The sequence below is a fragment of the Pseudonocardia bannensis genome (assembly GCF_012911875.1).
Taxonomy (GTDB): Bacteria; Actinomycetota; Actinomycetes; order Mycobacteriales; family Pseudonocardiaceae; genus Pseudonocardia; species Pseudonocardia bannensis.
Genome location: NZ_JAAXKZ010000014.1, coordinates 1 through 18121, shown reverse-complemented (window position 1 = coordinate 18121; position 18121 = coordinate 1). Strand labels below are relative to the sequence as shown.

General features: G+C 73.6%; 15 protein-coding genes and 1 rRNA gene. 1 reads left to right on the top strand and 15 read right to left on the bottom strand.

Annotated features, from left to right (window positions below; all coding sequences use genetic code 11):
- Positions 1–2: 2 nt before the first annotated feature.
- The 3 genes from HF519_RS06150 to xerD all read right to left on the bottom strand — a co-directional run bounded on the left by HF519_RS06150 (position 3) and on the right by xerD (position 2883).
- Positions 3–896: a ParA family protein gene (locus tag HF519_RS06150; protein WP_169410978.1), complete on the bottom strand. Its 894-nt coding sequence runs from the start codon at positions 894–896 to the stop codon at positions 3–5.
- Between the two features lie 222 nt (positions 897–1118).
- Complete coding sequence (locus tag HF519_RS06145; RefSeq protein WP_169410976.1) at positions 1119–1880, bottom strand: DUF4097 family beta strand repeat-containing protein; 762 nt, start codon at positions 1878–1880, stop codon at positions 1119–1121.
- A gap of 55 nt (positions 1881–1935) precedes the next feature.
- The gene (gene xerD, locus HF519_RS06140) at positions 1936–2883 is read right to left on the bottom strand and encodes a site-specific tyrosine recombinase XerD (protein ID WP_312859930.1); all 948 of its coding nucleotides are present in this window, start codon (positions 2881–2883) and stop codon (positions 1936–1938) included.
- 195 nt (positions 2884–3078) lie between these two features.
- Here xerD and HF519_RS06135 point away from each other — a divergent pair, with 195 nt between their 5' ends.
- Positions 3079–4293: an FAD-dependent monooxygenase gene (locus HF519_RS06135; RefSeq protein WP_169410972.1), complete on the top strand. Its 1215-nt coding sequence runs from the start codon at positions 3079–3081 to the stop codon at positions 4291–4293.
- Here the strand turns inward: HF519_RS06135 and HF519_RS06130 are convergent.
- The 12 genes from HF519_RS06130 to rrf all read right to left on the bottom strand — a co-directional run bounded on the left by HF519_RS06130 (position 4274) and on the right by rrf (position 17910).
- On the bottom strand, positions 4274–5260 hold the full coding sequence (locus HF519_RS06130) for an LLM class F420-dependent oxidoreductase (protein ID WP_169411090.1): 987 nt from the start codon (positions 5258–5260) through the stop codon (positions 4274–4276). The genes HF519_RS06135 and HF519_RS06130 overlap by 20 nt on opposite strands.
- A gap of 58 nt (positions 5261–5318) precedes the next feature.
- Positions 5319–5942, bottom strand: a complete 624-nt coding sequence (locus tag HF519_RS06125; protein ID WP_312859929.1) for an NUDIX domain-containing protein — start codon at positions 5940–5942, stop codon at positions 5319–5321.
- The gene (gene pyrG, locus HF519_RS06120) at positions 5939–7732 is read right to left on the bottom strand and encodes a CTP synthase (protein WP_169410970.1); all 1794 of its coding nucleotides are present in this window, start codon (positions 7730–7732) and stop codon (positions 5939–5941) included. The genes HF519_RS06125 and pyrG overlap by 4 nt, the downstream gene beginning before the upstream one ends.
- Before the next feature lie 103 nt (positions 7733–7835).
- On the bottom strand, positions 7836–8762 hold the full coding sequence (locus HF519_RS06115; RefSeq protein ID WP_169410968.1) for a copper transporter: 927 nt from the start codon (positions 8760–8762) through the stop codon (positions 7836–7838).
- Positions 8759–9943: a putative cytokinetic ring protein SteA gene (gene steA, locus HF519_RS06110; protein WP_169410965.1), complete on the bottom strand. Its 1185-nt coding sequence runs from the start codon at positions 9941–9943 to the stop codon at positions 8759–8761. The genes HF519_RS06115 and steA overlap by 4 nt, the downstream gene beginning before the upstream one ends.
- 101 nt (positions 9944–10044) lie before the next feature.
- A complete protein-coding gene (gene recN / locus HF519_RS06105) occupies positions 10045–11886 on the bottom strand; it encodes a DNA repair protein RecN (RefSeq protein WP_169410963.1) in 1842 nt (613 codons plus the stop codon).
- Between the two features lie 50 nt (positions 11887–11936).
- Entirely contained in the window at positions 11937–12884 is a 948-nt protein-coding gene (locus tag HF519_RS06100) for an NAD kinase (RefSeq protein ID WP_169410961.1), read from the bottom strand.
- A gap of 28 nt (positions 12885–12912) precedes the next feature.
- A complete protein-coding gene (locus tag HF519_RS06095) occupies positions 12913–13716 on the bottom strand; it encodes a TlyA family RNA methyltransferase (protein WP_169411086.1) in 804 nt (267 codons plus the stop codon).
- A gap of 5 nt (positions 13717–13721) precedes the next feature.
- The gene (locus HF519_RS06090) at positions 13722–13970 is read right to left on the bottom strand and encodes a hypothetical protein (RefSeq protein ID WP_169410953.1); all 249 of its coding nucleotides are present in this window, start codon (positions 13968–13970) and stop codon (positions 13722–13724) included.
- Positions 13967–15040, bottom strand: a complete 1074-nt coding sequence (locus tag HF519_RS06085; RefSeq protein WP_169410959.1) for an HAD-IIA family hydrolase — start codon at positions 15038–15040, stop codon at positions 13967–13969. The genes HF519_RS06090 and HF519_RS06085 overlap by 4 nt, the downstream gene beginning before the upstream one ends.
- Entirely contained in the window at positions 15037–16260 is a 1224-nt protein-coding gene (locus HF519_RS06080) for a tetratricopeptide repeat protein (RefSeq protein WP_211169617.1), read from the bottom strand. The genes HF519_RS06085 and HF519_RS06080 overlap by 4 nt, the downstream gene beginning before the upstream one ends.
- Before the next feature lie 1533 nt (positions 16261–17793).
- Positions 17794–17910: ribosomal RNA gene (gene rrf, locus HF519_RS06075) — 5S ribosomal RNA — on the bottom strand.
- Positions 17911–18121 lie beyond the last annotated feature (211 nt).

Sequence of the window (18121 nt, the reverse complement as noted above, 5' to 3'; positions counted from 1 at the left end):
GGTCACCGGGCGAGGACCTCGCGGGCCAACAGCCGGTAGGCCTCCGCGCCGTTGGACGTCGGCGCCCACGTCGTGATCGGTTCGCCGGCGACCGTGGTCTCCGGGAACCGGATCGTGCGGTTGATGACGGCGCCGAAGACCAGGTCACCGAACGCCTCGATGACCCGCTGGTGCACCTCACGGGTGTGCAGCGTCCGCGGATCGAACATGGTCGCCAGGATGCCCAGGACTTGCAGGTCGGGGTTGAGCCGGTCGCGAACCTTGTCGATCGTGTCCATCAGCAGCGCCACGCCACGCAGGCTGAAGAACTCGCAGGCCAGCGGGATGAGCACGGCGTCGGCGCAGGCCAGCGCGTTGATCGTGAGCAGGCCCAGCGAGGGCTGGCAGTCGACGAGGATGACGTCGTAGCGGTCGAGCACCCGCTTCAGCGCGCGGCCCAGCGCCTGCTCCCGGCCGACCTCGGTGACGAGCTGGACCTCGGCCGCGGACAGGTCGATGTTGCTGGGCAGCAGGTCCATGCCCTCGACGGTGGTGGGGCGGATGACCTCGTCGGTCTCGGGGCCCCGCTCCATCAGCAGGTTGTAGATCGTGGTCTCCAACTGGTGCGGCTGGACGCCCAGACCGACCGACAGCGCCCCCTGCGGGTCGAAGTCGACGAGCAGGACACGACGGCCGTACTCGGCGAGCGCGGCGCCCAAGTTGATCGTCGAGGTCGTCTTGCCCACTCCGCCCTTCTGGTTGGCCACGGCGATGACCCGTGCTGGACCGTGCTCGGTCAGCGGCGCCGGGACGGGCGCGGTCAGGCGGAGTCGCCCCCCGGAAACGTACAGATCCGTCTCGTCAGCCTCATCGCTGAGCGGCTCCGGCCGGGGGTCGAAGGGCCGCGGCGTGTTCATGCGGACTCCGGTCTCTCGTGGGCGGCCCCGAAGGGGGACGTTCCAGGCACGCAGACTAGGAGGCAGGCCCGACCAGCAGCAACGCGCCCCGCCGTTGGGTGTCGAACTGTTGTCCGACGATTCCGCGTGCTCAGCGCGCCGCCGGACCCCGGGTGCGGAGGCTGGAGCCCGTCCGCGGGGGTGCACATTGGGCACCACTGTAAACCCCCGGGCGCGGCGGCCTCAGCGGTACCCGACGGTCACGTCCCCGGCACTGCTGCGTGCGGCGATGCGGGGGTCGGCGCCCGGGTCGTCGGGCACCTGGACGTCGACGTCACCGGCACTGGTCGAGGCTTCCACGCGGTACACCGGCCCGCTGCGCGGGACGTAGACGCTCACCGAACCGGCCGACGAACGGGCGTCGACGGACCGGGGCGGCGTCGCGAACTCGAGCTCGATCGAGCCGGCACTCCCCCGCGCCGTGACGGTCGCCGCGCGGAGTCCGGTCGCCCGTATCTTCCCGGCCGAGGTGCTCAGGTCCTGGTCACCGGCCAGGTCCGAGACCTCGATACCGCCGGCTCCGAGCTTCGTGCGCACCGTGGTCGCCGCCGGGACCGTGACGGTGAGGTCGACCTCGCACCGCTCACCGGCGGAGCGGTCCGGGCAGCGCGCGGTGATCCGCAAGGTGTCGCCCTCGACGGCCTGGGTGAGTTCCGGCCGGGTCCCGGACCAGGTCGAGGTGTGGCCCACCGCGGCCGCGCCGTCGGGCCCGGGGCGCACGGTGACGCGACCGCTGTCGGAGTCGATCTCCAGGCGGGTGACCGGATGTGGGTGGGCCTGCTGACCGGTCTCGGTCTCGACCTCGCCGCTCCCCGCCGGCCCGGAGCCGGAGCTGACGTTGTTGCCACTGATCTGCACCGCACCGCAGCCGGCGAGGAGCAGGCACAGCCCGGCGGTCGTGGCGGACAGCGCGGCCCCGCGCCGCAGGCGGATGATCGTCTTCATCGTTGCCGGACCATAGCGGGGCGCCCGGGCGGAGCCGACGGGGAGCCTCGGCCGCTCACCCTCGGGCGCGCGGGTGCGCCAGGGCGTAGACCTCCCGCAGCGAGTCGACGGTGACGTGCGTGTAGACCTGCGTGGTCGTCACCGAGGCGTGTCCGAGCAGTTCCTGCACGACGCGGACGTCCGCACCACCGGACAGCAGGTGCGTCGCGAAGCAGTGTCGCAGCGTGTGCGGCGACACCTCCGCGTCCACCCCGGCGACCTCGGCCGCGGCCCGCAGCGCGTGCCAGGCGCTCTGCCGCGACAGCCGCGCACCGCGCGCGTTGAGCAACAGCGCCGGGGTGCCACGACCCCGGGCGGCGAGATCGGGCCGGGCACGGACCCGGTAGGCCTCGACGGCCGCGAGCGCGGGCCGCCCGACCGGCACGATCCGCTGCTTGCCGCCCTTGCCGCGCAGCAGGACGGTGCGGCCGGCCAGGTCGAGGTCGTCGAGGTCGATGCCGACGGCCTCGGAGATCCGTGCGCCGGTCGAGTACAGCAGTTCGAGCAGTGCGCGGTCGCGCAGTGGCGCGGGGCCGTCGCCGATGCACCCGGCGAGGAGCTGTTCGACCTGATCCACGGTGAGCGACTTCGGCAGGCGTTTGGGCAGCGCCGGGGGCGCGACGGCGCGGGCCACGTCGGCGGGGACCAGCCCGTCACGCACGGCGAACCGGTGCAGTCCCCGCACCGCCGCGAGCGCCCGGGCGGCCGACGACGCCGCGAGCGGGGCGGGCCCGCTGCGCAGCGCCGCCACGAACCCGCTCACGTCGGCCTCCCGGACGGCGGCCAGGTCGTCGATGCCGTGTTCGCTCAGGTAGTCGCGGTAGCGGCGCAGGTCGCCGGTGTAGGACCGCAGAGTGTTGGGCGAGCTGCCGCGCTCGACCGCGAGGTGCGCGAGGTAGGCCTCGACGACGGCCTCCGCCCGCGTGTCGCCGGCCAGGCCGGTCCCGTTCAGCTGTTCCCGCACCTGATCATGCTGCCCCAGCACCGGCCGGCGACGGGCCCGACGCGCCCGGGCCGTCGTCCGGAACCGTCCGTTCCTCATTGCGGAACATGAACGACCCACTCGTCCGATTCCGCCCTACGGTCGGCGGCGGCGGCGCCGACCGATCGCCGCGCTCCCGGGGCCGGCACCGTCGCCGCCCGGGCGGAAGGAGGCTCGATGTCGGGACGACCGCTGCGGGTGGTGATCGTCGGTGCCGGCGTCGGCGGACTGACCCTGGCGTTGCTGCTGCGCCGACGCGGCGTCACGGCCGAGGTTCTCGAGCAGGCCCCCGAGCTGCGCGAGGTCGGCGCCGCGGTGGCGCTGGCCGCCAACGGAACCCGGGTGCTGCGCGAGGTCGGTCTCGTCGACGCCCTCGAACGGGTGTCGTTCGAGCCCACCGAGCTCATCCACCGTCGCGGAGTCGACGGGCACCGCATCACCGCGCACCCCGTCGCGGGGTGGTACCGCGACCGGTTCGGCGCACCGTTCCTCGGTGTGCACCGTGTCCACCTGCAGCTGCTGCTGGGCGAGGCCTGGGGTCCCGAGCACCTGCACCTGGGGTGGCGGGTGACCGACATCGAGCAGCGCGACGGCGCCGTGCGGGTCCGCGGCGCGGACGGCCGGGAGGTCGACGCCGACGTGGTCGTCGGGGCCGACGGCGTGCACTCGGTGGTCCGCAGCTGGGTCACCGGTGGCGACAGCGCGGCCTACTCGGGCACCAGCGGCTTCCGCGGGCTCGTCCCGGTCGGGCAACTCACCGCGCTCCCCGATCCCGGTGCGATCCAGTTCTGGGTCGGGCCCGGTGCGCACCTGCTGCACTACCCGATCGGGGACGGATCGGTGATCAACTTCCTGGCGGTGGTCGAGGGTCCCGCACGCTGGACGTCGCCGGTGTGGATGACCGACGCCGAGCCCGGCGAGCATCTCGCGCCCTTCGCCGGCTGGCACCCTGCCGTCACCCAGATGATCGACGCGGCGCCGCAGGGACCGCGGTGGGGCCTGTTCTCCCGCCCACCGTTGCACCGCTGGAACCGCGGGGCGGTGATCCTGCTCGGCGACGCGGCGCACGCGATGCTGCCGCACCACGGCCAGGGCGCCAACCAGACCATCGAGGACGCCGCCGTCCTGGCCGCGGAGCTCGCAGAATGCGGCGCCGAGGACGTCCCCGGCGCGCTGGACCGCTACACCGCGCGCCGTCGGGGCCGGACCCGGCAGGTGCAGCTGGCCTCGTGGGCGACCTCGCCGGCACTGCACCTGCCCGACGACAGCCCGGCCCTGCGGCAGCGGGACTCCCGGCTCGCCCGGCTGCCGGAGGACCTGGCCTGGATGCACGGCCACGACGCGCTGGCCACCGAGGGTCAGCCCACGGCGGTCACGACAGCGCGGGGATGACCTCCCGCTCGAACATCTCGATCCCCGACCGGTCGTAGGCGGCCTCGGGGAAGTAGAAGATCCCGTAGGACATCCCGCGCTCGCGCAGCGCCGTGAGGTTCTCCACGATCTGCTCCGGGGTGCCGCACGCCGGGAGACCGCGGAACGCACCGAGCGCGCCCTCCGCCTTCTCCGGTCCGACGATCGGCTCCAGACGGGCCTTGAGCGCCTGCAACCGCTCCTCGACCTCGGCCTCGGTGCGGCCGATGGCCACGTTGTAGTTCGCCGAACGCACGATCTTGTCGAAGTCGGTGCCGACGGCCTTGCAGTGCTGGGCGAGGATCTCGGACTTGCGGGTGAAGCCGTCGAGGGTGCCGTCGAAGTTCGTGTACTGCGCGTACTTCGCGGCGATCTTCAGGGTGACCTTCTCCCCACCACCCGCGATCCACATCGGGATGCCGCCGTCCTGCAGCGGCCGCGGCTGCACGATCGCGTCATCCACCTGGTAGTACTTGCCGTCGAGGGTCGCGTGGCCGGTGCTCCAGGCCTGCTGGAAGATCTGCACGCCCTCGTCGAGCATCCCGAGGCGTTCCCGTGCCGGCGGGAACCCGTAGCCGTAGGCGCGCCACTCCTGCTCGTACCAGCCCGCGCCGATGCCCATCTCGACCCTCCCGCCCGAGATGACGTCGGTGGTCGCGGCCACCTTCGCCATGTAGGCAGGGTTGCGGTACGCCATGCAGGTGCACATCTGGCCGAGGCGGACGCGCTCGGTGGCTGCGGCGAACGCGGCCATCAGGGTCCACGCCTCGTGGGTCGCCTCGTCGGTGGCTGCGGGCACGGTGTGGAAGTGGTCGTAGACCCAGATCGACTCCCACGCCCCGGCCTCCGCATGGCGCGCGACGCCGAGCATGGCGTCCCACTGGGCGGCCGGTTCGATGCCGACCAGGTCAAGCCTCCAGCCCTGGGGCACGAACAGTCCGAATCGCATTCCAACCATGATCCGATCCTATCCGCGACCGACCCGGGCTGCTGGGCTGTCGAACCGCTCAGGCGCGGGCGGCGAAACGGGTGGGCCGGTCGGGCCACTCGGCGTCGACCGGACGGGGCCGGGCCCCACCCTCCACGGCGGCGTGCACGGCGAGCACGGCCGCGACCGTCACCCCGTTCACGACCGTCCCGTCGAACACCATGCCCACCGCGACCGGCAGCGACACCCAGCGCAGCGCCAGGTCCGCCTCCTCGTCGTCGGCGAGCGGAGGCCGGCCGACCTCGGTGATCCCGCGGGCCAGGTACACGCGCACCGACTCGTCGGAGAAACCCGGCGAGGGCACGACGTCGAGCAGCACCGACCAGTCGCGCGCGGCGAGTCCGGCCTCCTCGGCCAGTTCCCGTGCCGCCGTCACGGCCGGGTCCTCGCCGTCGACGTCGAGCAACCCCGCCGGCAGCTCCCAGAGCCGGCGCCCCACCGCATGCCGGTACTGGTGGATCATCATGATCCGGTCGTCGTCGTCGAGCGCCGCGATCGCGACGGCCCCCGGGTGCTCCAGGATCTCGCGCGTCGCGACCCGCCCGCCGGGCATCTCGACCTCGTCCGAGCGCAACGCCATGACCCGCCCGCTGTAGATGTCGCGCGACCCCGCGACCGGGAAGTCGTGACGCGAAGCCGTCACGGGCTCACCGTGCTCACGGCATCGGCATCGGCATCGGCCTTCGCGCCGGCGGCCTCGTCCGTCCGCGCGGACGTGTCCGCCCCGTTCGACGACGGCGCTGGCAGCGCCCGGTCCCGGCTCGGCAGCTCCACCGGCAGCCGGTCGGCCGCCCGGTAGCGCAGCGCGGCCTCGGCGAACGCCGAGAACAACGGGTGCGGACGGGTCGGGCGGCTCTTGAGCTCGGGGTGCGCCTGGGTGCCGACGAAGAAGGGATGCACATCGGCGGGCAGCTCGACGAACTCGACGAGGGTCCCGTCCGGCGACGTCCCACCGAACACCAGGCCGGCCTCGGACAGCCGGCCGCGGTAGGCGTTGTTGACCTCGTAGCGGTGCCGGTGCCGCTCGGACACCTCACGAGCGCCGTACGCACCCGCCACGACGGTGCCCTCGCCGAGGACCGCCGGGTACGCCCCGAGCCGCATGGTGCCGCCCATGTCCCGGTCGCCGGCGACGACGTCGACCTGCTCGGCCATCGTCGAGATCACCGGGTGGGCGGTGTTCGGGTCGAACTCCGTCGAGCTGGCGCCCTCGAGCCCGGCCATGTTCCGCGCGGCCTCGATCACCATCGCCTGCAAGCCCAGGCACAGTCCGAGGGTCGGGATGCCGCGGGTCCGGGCGTGCTTGATCGCGCCGAGCTTGCCCTCGATGCCACGGATACCGAACCCGCCGGGGATGAGCACGCCGTCGACACCGTCGAGGGCCTCGGCGGCACCCGCCGGGGTCTCGCACTCGTCGGAGGCCACCCACTTGATCTCGACCCGGGCCCGGTGGGCGAATCCGCCGGCGCGCAGCGCCTCGGTGACCGACAGGTAGGCGTCGGGCAGGTCGACGTACTTGCCGACCAGCGCGATGCGGACCGCCTCGTCGGGATGGTGCACCCGGTCGAGCAGGTCGCCCCACACCGCCCAGTCGACGTCACGGAACGGCAGCCCCAGCCGGCGCACCACGTACGCGTCCAGGCCCTCCCGGTGCAGCACCCGCGGGATGTCGTAGATCGACGGCGCGTCCGGTGCCGCGGCGACACCGTCGAGGTCGACGTCGCACATCAGGCTGATCTTGCGCTTCATGCCGTCCGGGATCTCCCGGTCGGCGCGCAGCACGAGCGCATCGGGCTGGATACCGATGTTGCGCAGGGCCGCCACCGAGTGCTGCGTCGGCTTGGTCTTCAGCTCCCCGGACGGGGCGAGGAACGGGACCAGCGACACGTGCAGGAAGAAGCAGTTGTCCCGGCCGACGTCGTGGCGGACCTGACGCACCGCCTCGAGGAACGGCAGCGACTCGATGTCGCCGACGGTCCCGCCCACCTCGGTGATCACGACGTCGGGGATGACCCCGTCGGTGTCGGGTTCCGCCATCGCGAGGATGCGGTCCTTGATCTCGTTCGTGATGTGCGGGATGACCTGCACCGTGTCGCCGAGGTACTCGCCGCGACGCTCCTTGGCGATCACCGACGAGTAGACCTGGCCGGTGGTGACGTTGGCCCGGCCGTGCAGGTTCCGGTCGAGGAACCGCTCGTAGTGGCCGATGTCGAGGTCGGTCTCCGCACCGTCCTCGGTCACGAAGACCTCACCGTGCTGGAAGGGGTTCATCGTGCCGGGATCGACATTCAGGTAGGGGTCCAGCTTCTGCATGATCACCCGGAGTCCTCGGGAGGTCAGCAGCTGGCCCAGGCTGGACGCCGTGAGACCTTTACCCAGCGAGGATGCGACCCCGCCGGTGACGAACAGATGACGGGTCGCGCGTGGCTGCACGGGTCTTCAGGGTACCCGCCGATCCGCCACCGGTGCTCATGCCCCCGCGTGTCGGGCCCTCGGTCCGGGGTGATCCGCCTCTCGTGGACGCTCCGAGCTGCGATCATGCGGCCGGCGAGGCCCCGTCCTCGGCGGTCTCGGCGGAGCCGTAGCGCCCGGCCCGCCCGTCCAGCTGCTCGCGCAGAGCCAGCACCGCAGCCACTCGCCCCGATCCGGTGTCCACGTCATCGACGGTGGACAGTCCGGCGGTCACGCTCCCGCCCGCCCTGGCGACCCCGACGGCCCCGGTCGACCCGGCCGAGCCCGACCGTCCGGCCAGCACCGCGCCGGCGCCGGAGCGGTCGAGCTCCGCGGCCAGCCGGGCCGTGACGGCGGCGGCGTCGCCCGCGTCGATGCCGCTCAGCGCGCCACCGGTGAGCACCAGCACCAGGTTCGCCGGGCGCGGAGTGTCGCCCGGCCGGACGAACCCGGCGGCGGCCAGGCCGGACAGCACCGCCTGGGCCTGGTCGGGCGTCGACTGCGGCTGGCCGCCACGCGCGGCCACGACCGCACCGAGCAGGCCACCGGTCAGGCTGCCGGTGTCCGAGGCCGCGGGCAGCTGAGCGCCGCTGGGCAGCAGCTGCGAGGTCAGCTCACGCAGCTGGTCGGCCCGGGCCGGGTCGGCGACCGCCTCGGTCAGCGCGACCTCTCCGGTCACCGTCGCCCCGGCCTGCCCGACCAGTTCGGCGACGGCGTCGCGGTCGTCCTGGTCGGCGCCGGCCGTCACGAGCGCGACGGTCTGGCCGGACAGCAGCCCCCGCACCGCGGCCGGGCCGATCCGCGTGGCGAACTCGTCGGCGGACTGCTGTGCGGCGGCGAGGTCGTTACGCTCCGCGGTCAGCTTGTCGACCTGTGTGCTGAGGTCGTCGCGCTGCGCCGAGACCGCCGAGAGCAGCCGGTCGGACAACCCACTCGCCCCGAGGAACACCCCCACGGCGAGCGCCAGGAACACCGCGGTGATGGAGACCGCGTGGTAACGCAAGGAGATCACACGAACCAGCCCTTGATCTGCTCGACGATCCCCAGCCAGCCCTGGGAGAACCAGGCCAGCACCGCGTCCCCGGCGTCGGAGACGAGCAGTGCGGCCACCACCGCGACGACCGCGGACGCGATCATCAGCGCGACCGCGCCGAAGGAGATCCGGCTGCGGTACAGCGACGCGATCACCCGCCCGTCGACGAGCGTCCCGCCCATCTGCAGCCGGGTGAGGAAGGTCGAGGCGTTGCTGCCGGATCGGCCGCGGTCCAGGAACTCGGCCATGCTCGCCGACAACCCGACCGTGACGATCATCGCGGCGCCGTGGTGCTGGACCAGCAGCAGCGCGAGGTCCTCCGGGTTGGCCGTGCTGGGGAACGTCACGGCCCCCGCCCCGAGGTCCTGCACCCGGTGCAGTCCGGGTGCGTGCCCGTCGGCGAACGCGGGCACGACGACGTCGGCCCCGCAGGTCAAGGCCTCGGTCGACACCTCGGCCGGGTCGCCGACGATCAGGTCGGGCTTGTGCCCTGCCGTCATCAGCGCGTCCGCGCCCGCGCCCACGCCGACCAGCACCGGGTGGTACTCCCGGATGTAGTTCTTCAGCCGGGCGAGCTCGGCCGCGTGGTCGAACCCGGCCGCGACGACGAGCACCTGTCGGTTGGCCAGCTCGACGTCGACATCGGGTACGCCGTGGCCGTCGAGCAGGAGGGACCGCTCGCGGCGCATGAACTCGATGGTGTTCGCCGCGAACGCCTCGAGCTGGTGGGTCAGCCCTGACTTGGCCTCGACCAGGGCGTCGGCCACCGAGTCCGCGGTCTGCTCGACGCCTTCGGCGAGCACCGTCTCGCCCGCGTAGAGGACGCCGTCCAGCAACCGGACCCGGCTGCCGTCCTTCACGGCGTGCAGCGCCTCCGCACCGACGCCGTCCACCAACGTGATGCCCGCGGTGATCAGCGCCTCGGGCCCCAGGTTCGGGAACCGGCCCGAGATGGACGGCGAGGCGTTGAGCACCGCCGCGACCTCTGCGGCGATCAGCGCGTCAGCGGTGGTCCGGTCGAGGTCGATCTGATCGAGGACGACGATGTCGCCCGGCCGGAGCCTGCGCAGTAACGCATCGGTCCGGCGATCCACCCGGGCGATGCCGGCAAGCCCGGGCAGCTCCGGTCGGGATCGGTGCAGCAGGCCGGACAGCTTCATGCACGCACTGTGACATCTGAGGCGCATGTTGCCCGGAAGGCACGCCGCAGCGTGACTGCGGAGTCACCGGGGCCGGGTACCGCGGCGGTGTCCCGCCGGTCCTACTTCGCCGCCGCGGCCTTCACCGGGGCCTTCCGCTGCCGGCGAGCCGGCTTGTCCGCGGCGACGTTGCGCTCGCCGGCCCGGTCGGCCTCCCGATGAGCCCGGGCCGAGGCGAGCAGCTCTTCCGCGTGCGCCCGCCCGGTGTCGGTGTCGTCGAGACCGGCCAGCATCCGGGCCAGCTCGGCGATCCGGTCGCCCTCGGCGAGGGTCCGCACGCGGCTGCGGGTCACACCGCCTTGTCCGGCCTTGTGCACCACGAGGTGCCGGTCGGCGTACGCGGCGACCTGTGGCAGGTGGGTCACGACGATGACCTGGTGGCGGGCGGCCAGCCGCGCCAACCGGCGGCCGATCTCGACCGCGGCCCGCCCGCCCACGCCGGCGTCGACCTCGTCGAACACCATCGTGGGCACCGGGTCCGCGCCGGCCAGCGCGACCTCCAACGCCAGCATGACGCGGGACAGCTCTCCGCCGGAGGCACCCTTGTGCAACGGCTGCGGTGCCGACCCCGCGTGCGGGACCAGCCGCAGCTCCACCTCGTCGACGCCGTCACTGCCCGCCACCAGTGCCACCCCGTCGACGACGACCGCGTCGGCGGCGTCCGGGCCCGCGGCCGTCCGCGGCGACACCGCGACGGTCAGCACCGCGTCCCGCATCGCGAGGCCGGCCAGCTCCGCGGTCGTCTCGGTGGCCAGCCGGGCGGCGGCTTCGGCACGGGCCGCGGTCACCGCGGCGGCATGACCGGCCAGTTCACCCGCGAGCTCGTCGCGGTGGGCGGCCAGTGCCGCGAGGGCCTCGTCGGAGGTGTCGAGCCGCTCCAGCCGCTCCCGGGCCTGCTCGGCCCAGGCCAGCACACCGTCGGTGTCGGCGGCGTACTTGCGGGTCAGCGCCTTGAGCTCCGCCTGCCGGGACAGCACCACGGCCAGCCGTTCGGGATCGGCGTCGAGCCGGTCGAGATACCCGGACAGTTCACTCGCGACGTCGCCGAGCACGGCCAGGGCCTCCCCCAGCCGCGGGTCCAGTCCCGCGAGCTCCGGATCGCCCGTCGCGGCCAGCCGGTGCCGCGCCTCACCGATCAGCCCGAGCGCGCCGAGAGCCCCCGGATCCGCCATCGACCCCGCGTCGTCGGCCCCGGCCAGCGCCGCCCGGGCGATCGACGCCGCCTCCCGCAGGTCGTCCGCGGCGGCGAGCCGGCGGGCCTGTTCGACGAGCTCGCGGTCCTCCCCCGGCTGCGGGTCGACCGCCTCGATCTCGGTGAGCCCGTGGCGCAGCATGTCAGCCTCCTGCGCCAACCGCCGTGCGCCGTCGCGTCGCTCGACCAGCTCGGCCGATACCCGCTGCCACTGCGCACGCACCTCCCGGTACGCGGCGAGCGGCTTGCCGACCGCGTCGCCGGCGTAGCGGTCGAGCAGGGCACGCTGGTCGGCGGGGCGCAGCAATCGCAACTGGTCGTTCTGCCCGTGCACCGCGAGGGTCGCCTCCGACAGCCGTGCGAGCACCCCGACGGGGACCGACCGGCCACCCAGGTGCGCGCGGGACCGCCCGTCGGCCGAGACCGTGCGCACCGCGATCAGCGCGCCGTCCTCGTCGGGCTCGGCACCGACCTCCTCCGCCAGCGCGAGCGCCTGCTCCCCCGCCGTGAAGCGCCCCTCCACCACGGCGCGGCGGGCGCCGTCGGCCACCCGTGACGCCTCCGCGCGGCCCCCACCCAGCAGTGACAGACCGGTGACCACCATCGTCTTGCCCGCACCGGTCTCCCCGGTGAGCACCGTCAGGCCGGGATCGAGCTCGAGCGTCGCGTCGTCGATCACGCCGAGGCCCTGGATCCGCATCTCGGCCAGCATGGTCCGCAGGGTACGTCGCCGGTCGGACGGAGCGGGGCCCGACGCCCCGATCAGGTCCGCGGATCCCGGTCGTGATCGTCGGCGTGCTCGTCTTCCGGGTGGGCCGGCGCGCCGCGCCAGCCCCGCACCGGAAGGTCGAACTTGCGGACCAGCCGGTCGGCGAACGGCTGGCCGTCCAGCCGGACCATCCGCACCGGCTGCTCGCCGCGGGACAGCTCGACGCGCGCCCCCGGCGGCAGGTCGATCGTGCGCCGGCCGTCGGCGTCGAGCACCGCCGGCGGCCCGTTGGCGTCGACCTCGATGGCGACGTCGCTGTCGGGCGCGATCATCATCGGCCGCGCGAACAGCGCGTGGGCGTTGCTGGGCACCACCACCAGCGCCTGCACCTGCGGCCACACCACCGGGCCCCCGGCGGAGAACGCGTACGCCGTCGACCCGGTCGGCGTGGCGCAGATGACACCGTCGCAGCCGAAACTCGACACCGGCCGGCCGTCGATCTCGAGGACGACCTCGAGAATCCGCCCCCGGGTGCTCTTCTCCACCCACACCTCGTTGAGCGCCCAGGTGCGGCCGAGTACGGACCCGTTGGACCGGACGACGGCGTCGATGGTCATCCGCTCCTCGACCTTGTAGTCGGCGGCGACGATCGCGTCCAGGGCGTGGTCGAGCGACTCCTGCTCCGCCTCGGCCAGGAAGCCGACCCGGCCGAGGTTGACCCCGAGCAGCGGGACCCCGGCCGGACGGGCGAGCGCGGCCGCCCGCAGGAACGTGCCGTCACCGCCCAGCACCAGCACCACCTCGGCGCCCTCGGCCGCCTCGGGTCGGTCCTCGACGGGTATGGGCTCCCATCCGGGCGGCAGGTCGGCGCCGACGTCGGACAGCTCCGAGGCGAGTATCCGCAGCCGGATGCCCTCCGCGGCCAGGCGCTTCGCGACTGTGGCCGCGGTGCGCCGGTTGGTCTCGCGACCGGCGTGCAGAACCAGTAGAGCTTGCCTCACCCTGTCGTCCCTGTCGTCCCTGCCGTGTTCACCGAGGTCCGTCCGCGACGGCCTGCGCCAGTACCGCGTCCCCGGCGTCCGCTCCCCCGTGCTGTGGCCCCCCGAGCCGCAGGAAGTACTCCACGTTGCCCGACGGGCCCGGCAAGGGGCTCGCGGCGGCCCCGAGCAACGTCAAGCCGAGTGCCCTGGCGGCGGCCGTGACCTCGGTCAGCGCGGCCAGGCGCAACTGCGGGTCCCGCACGACGCCGCCCGCTCCGAGTCGGTCACGGCCCACCTCGAACTGCGGCTTCACCATCGGCAGCAGGACGCCTTCCGGCGTCGTGCAGGCGGCCAGCGCGGGCAGCACGGTGCGCAGCGAGATGAACGACAGGTCCGCGACGGTGAGGGCGGCCGGGCCGCCGATCTCGTCCGGGGTCAGCGAGCGGACGTTGGTGCGGTCGTGCACGTGCACTCGCTCGTCGGCCTGCAGCCGCCAGATCAGCTGCCCGTAACCGACGTCGACCGCGACGACCTCCGCGGCCCCGTGGTGCAGGAGCACGTCGGTGAACCCACCCGTCGACGCCCCGGCGTCCAGGCAGCGCACCCCCTGGACATCGATGTCGAACGCCTCCAGTGCGCCGAGCAGTTTCCTGGCCCCGCGCGACGCCCACTCGGGTCCCTCGTCCGCGGTGACGACGACGGGGGTGTCGCGCTCGATCTGGGTGGCGGGCTTGCCGGCGGGAACACCGCGCACCGCGACCCTGCCCTGTTCGATCAACTCGGCCGCCTGCTGTCGCGACCGGGCGAGACCCCGGCGGACGAGTTCGGCGTCGAGACGGGCCCGGGTGACCACCGTCGTCACGCTCGGCCGGCAGCCTGGTCGCCGGGGGTGCCGGCGGCCAGTGCCTCGCCCAGCGCGGCGTGCACCCGCTCGAAGGCCTGCACGTGCTCACCGGCAGGACGGCCGGCGAGGTCGGCGAGTCCGGCCATGGCGGCGTCCACCGCGGCCTGCACGACCTCCAGCGGACGAGCGTCGGCAGGCCGGGGATCGCCCGGTCGCGGCCCGTCGTGCGCGGGCCGCGACAGGTGCTGCGACGGGACGGTCATCGGTGCGCTCCCGGTGCGGTGTCGGCACGCTCCACGGTAGTGGAGTCCAGCGCCGCCGAAGCCGTCGGCAGGCCGAGCTCACGCACCGCCCGTTGCGCCGCGTCGCCGTGGGCACGCACGATCACCGCGCCGCCGTCACCGGCCCAGTGCGCGGCGCACAGCGAGCGCAGCGCGTCGAGCGCCGGCTCGGCCGAACCCGCACCGTCACCGGACAGCACGAGCGTCGCCGGATCGTCGGAGCGCACCTCCCAGCCGGGCCGCGGGGCGACGGCCAGGTCCGCCGCGGAGCGGGTGAGCGCGGTGAGGTCGGCCGCGAGGTAGTCGGGGCGCAGCGCGGGCGGCGCGGCCAGCACCTCGACGGCGTCCGAGACACCGGTGAGGACGAGCAGTGTCGGCAGACCGACCGACCGCCCGCCCTCGATGTCGGTGTCGAGCCGGTCGCCGACCACCAGGGCACTCTGGGCACCGCTGCGCACCACGGCCGCACGCAGCAGCTGCGGAGCGGGCTTGCCGGCGACCTGCGGTTCCCGGCCGGTCGCCGTCCGCACCGCGGCGACCATCGACCCGTTGCCGGGCAGTGGACCGCGTTCGGTAGGCAGCGTCGGGTCGACGTTGCACGCCACCCAGACCGCGCCCGCCCGCAACGCGACCGTCGCATCGGCGAGCTTGCGCCACCCCGTGTCCGGAGAGTGGCCCTGCACCACGGCCACGGCCTTGTCGGGATCCTCGGTGACGGCCAGGCCGACGCCGGTGATCTCCTCGGCGAGCGCCTCCGTGCCGACGACGAGAACGGGCGACCCGGCCGGCAGCTGCTCGGCCAGCATGGCCGCCGCAGCCTGCGAACTGGTCATGACGTCCTGTTCGGTGGCGGGAAAGCCCAGCTCGGCGAGGTGCGCCGCCACCTCCGTCGGACGACGCGAAGCGTTGTTCGTGACGTAGACGGTGCGGGCACCACGCCGGATCGCACCGGCGAGGGCGTCCACGGCGCCCGGCACCGCGGCCTGGCCCCGGTACAGGGTGCCGTCCAGGTCCACGAGCAGGACGTCGTGCTGCGCCAGCAGGTCGGTCACGAGCCGGTGCCGTCCCGGTCGGCGGAGCCGGCCTCGGTGGCCGCATCCTCGTCGTCGGCGTCATCGTCGTCTGCGTCATCGTCGTCTGCGTCATCGTCGTCGAAGGCCGTAGCGGACTCGACGACGTGGCGCCGGTCCGTCCCGGCCGTACGGTCCGTCGTGGACCGGATGACGTCCTCTCCGACCTGACCCGCCCCTGCGGCAGAGTCGGTTCCGATGTGGCCGGTCCTTGTGGACGCGGCGTCGGCACCGTCCTGAGCCGAATCCGTGGCCTCGGCCTCCAGGGTGTCGACATCATCAGCCTCGGCGTCAGCACCGGTGTCGGTGTCGGCGTCGGCGTCGGTGTCGGAGTCGGTGAGCTCGCCTTCCTCTTCGGCGTCGGCATCGGCGTCCGAGTCCGCAGATTCAGCGTCGGCGTCGGCGTCGGCGTCGGCGTCGGCGTCGGCCTGGACCGCGCCGCGATCTGCAGCCTCCGCCGCCCCTGCCTCCGCAGGGCGTCCGGGGAGCTCAGCCTTCTCCTGATCGGACACGGCCGTTTCGCCGGCCGCTACCGGCTCGTCGTCGGTGAGTTCTTCCTCCCCGAAGACGATGTCGTCCTCGGGGTTGGGCTCCCCGGTCAGCTCGGCTATCCGGGCGGCCACGTCCGTCTCACCGTCGGTGTCGGCGGCCGCGGTGTGCACGAACCACTGCAGCGCGTCGGACTCCCGACCGGCGGCGAGCAGGTTGTCGGCGTAGGCGTAGAAGAGCCGCGCGCTCCACGGATCCCGCCGGGACGGGTCGAGGGCCGAGATCTGAAGCCCCACGACCGCCGCGTCCAGCTCGCCCAGGTCGCGTCGGGCACCGGCGGCGACGATCGCGAGCTCGATCTGCTCGGCCGGGCTCAGCTCGGACACCTCGGGACCGCGGGCGAGCTCGAGAGCCCGCTCGGGACGTCCCAGCGCCCGCTCGATGTCCGCCATCACCGCGATGTGACCCGGCCCGCCGCCCATGCGACGGGCGGCCCGCAGCTCTCCGAGCGCCTCGTTCCACTCGCCCGCGTGGTAGGCCGCGATGCCGGCCGCCTCGCGCACGACCGCGATCCGGGACGCCCGGCGGCGCGCATACCGCGCGTGCTGCAGCGCCAGTTCCGGGTCCTCGTCGACGAGGGTGCCCGCCGCGACGAGGTGTCGCGCCACGCTATCCGCGGTGTCCTTCTGCAGGCCCCGCAGATCCCGGCGCACCTCGACGTCCAGGTCGGTCGCGGCGATGTCGTCGGGCAGATCGGGCTCGGGAACGAAGGTGCTCTCTGCGCTCTCCGGGACCCGACGCGGACGGTTCTCCTCGCGGCTCCAGCGAGCCTGCCCTGCACCGCTCGCGGGCGCGTCCCGGTCTCGGTGGCGACCAGGAGCCGAGGACCGATCCCCACCGCGCCGATCAGGCCGATCCGCGCCGGAACGCTGCTCACGCCGGGCACCGCCCCGGTCGTCCCGACGGAAGGCCGGCCGGTCATCGCGTTGGAACGAGCGCTCCGGTCCGCGGTCCCCCCGGTACCCCGAGCGGTCTCCAGCCTGGTCCTCACGCCGCGACGGTCGGTCGGTGTCCCGATCAGCCCGATACCCCGCGCGGTCCCCACCGCGATCGTCACGCCGGGACGGCCGGTCGCCACTCCGGTCTTCCCGGCTACCGCGGTACCCCGGGCGATCGTCACGCCCGAACGACCGGGTCGATCCGCGGTCGTCGCGCTTGCCGGGAGCTCGGTCGGGCCGCCCGCTCCGATCACGATCGTCTCCGCGGAATCCACGGTCCGGCCGGCCGCGGTCGTCGTGACGGTCGCGCCCCTGGCTCAGACCGGACCGGCCCTCCGACCGATCCCGACGCGGCCCGGCGCCCTCGGACCGGTCCCGACGCGGCCCGGCGCCCTCCGACCGGCGGTCGCCTCCTCCACGGCCCTCACCACCGGTGCGGTCGTCATTGCCACGCCGGCCGCCGCCTCGGCGCTCATCCTCCGAGCGTCCCGTCCAGCCACCACGTGCGGTGCCCGCGCCGCTGTCCCTATCCCGTCGCGGACCACTACGGTCCGGGCGACCGCCACCGGATCCAGGACCGCCGGTCCAGCGATCCTGGCGCTCCCGAGGAGCGTCGGTCTCGCCGCGACGGAAGGGGCGTCGCTCGTCGCCACGCCGGTCCCCACTGCGCCGGTCGTAGCCACGGCCGCCCGTGGGGGCGTCACCGCCGCGCCACGATTCCCCTCGACGCTGACCGCCCGGCTCGCGGTCGTCACGGGACCGGCCGCCCTCGCGCCGCGGGCGGTCTGCCGCACCTGCACCACGCGAGTAGCCACCGGATCCACCGCCACGGCGGGGACCGCCTTCCTCACGCCCTCGATCAGGCCGTGCGTCCGAACGGGCCGGGCGGTCGTCCGAGCGCCCACCCCACCCACTACCGACCCGGCCTGCTCCGCCCGACGATCGGTCGCGTCCCGGTGCGCCGCTGCGGCGGGAACCGTCGAAGCCGCCGGAGCGACCACCGCTGCCGTTCCGGTCGCCGCGGGGGGCGTAGCCGCCCCGGTCGTCCTGCCGTCCGCTTCTGCTCGAGCGATCAGAGCGCCGCTCGTCGCCGTGGGTCGGCCTGTCAGTTCGGCTCCGGGAACCATCGCGCTCGTCGCGGTGCGGACGGTTATCGCCGGAACCATCCGCGATACTCATATGTTCAGAATACAAAAGTGGGCCCCCACCTGACGGCGGGGGCCCACTTCTTGAATTTTCCACGTTTGATGTCGGCGGTGACCTACTCTCCCACACCCTGGCGAGTGCAGTACCATCGGCGCGGGCGGGCTTAGCTTCCGGGTTCGGGATGGGACCGGGCGTTTCCCCACCGCCATGACCACCGACAACACTATCAACTTATCCCTACCGGAACCCCCGGCCGACACCGGCCACCGCCGACGCCACCGGAAACCCGGATACATGTGGATGCGCACACCGAAACCGGTGCCCGCACCCCGACCACACAAGGCTGTGTGCTCAGGGTCGCACAGTGGATGCAAACAACTCGTTATGGCAAGCCCTCGGCCTATTAGTACCAGTCGACTCCACCCGTTAC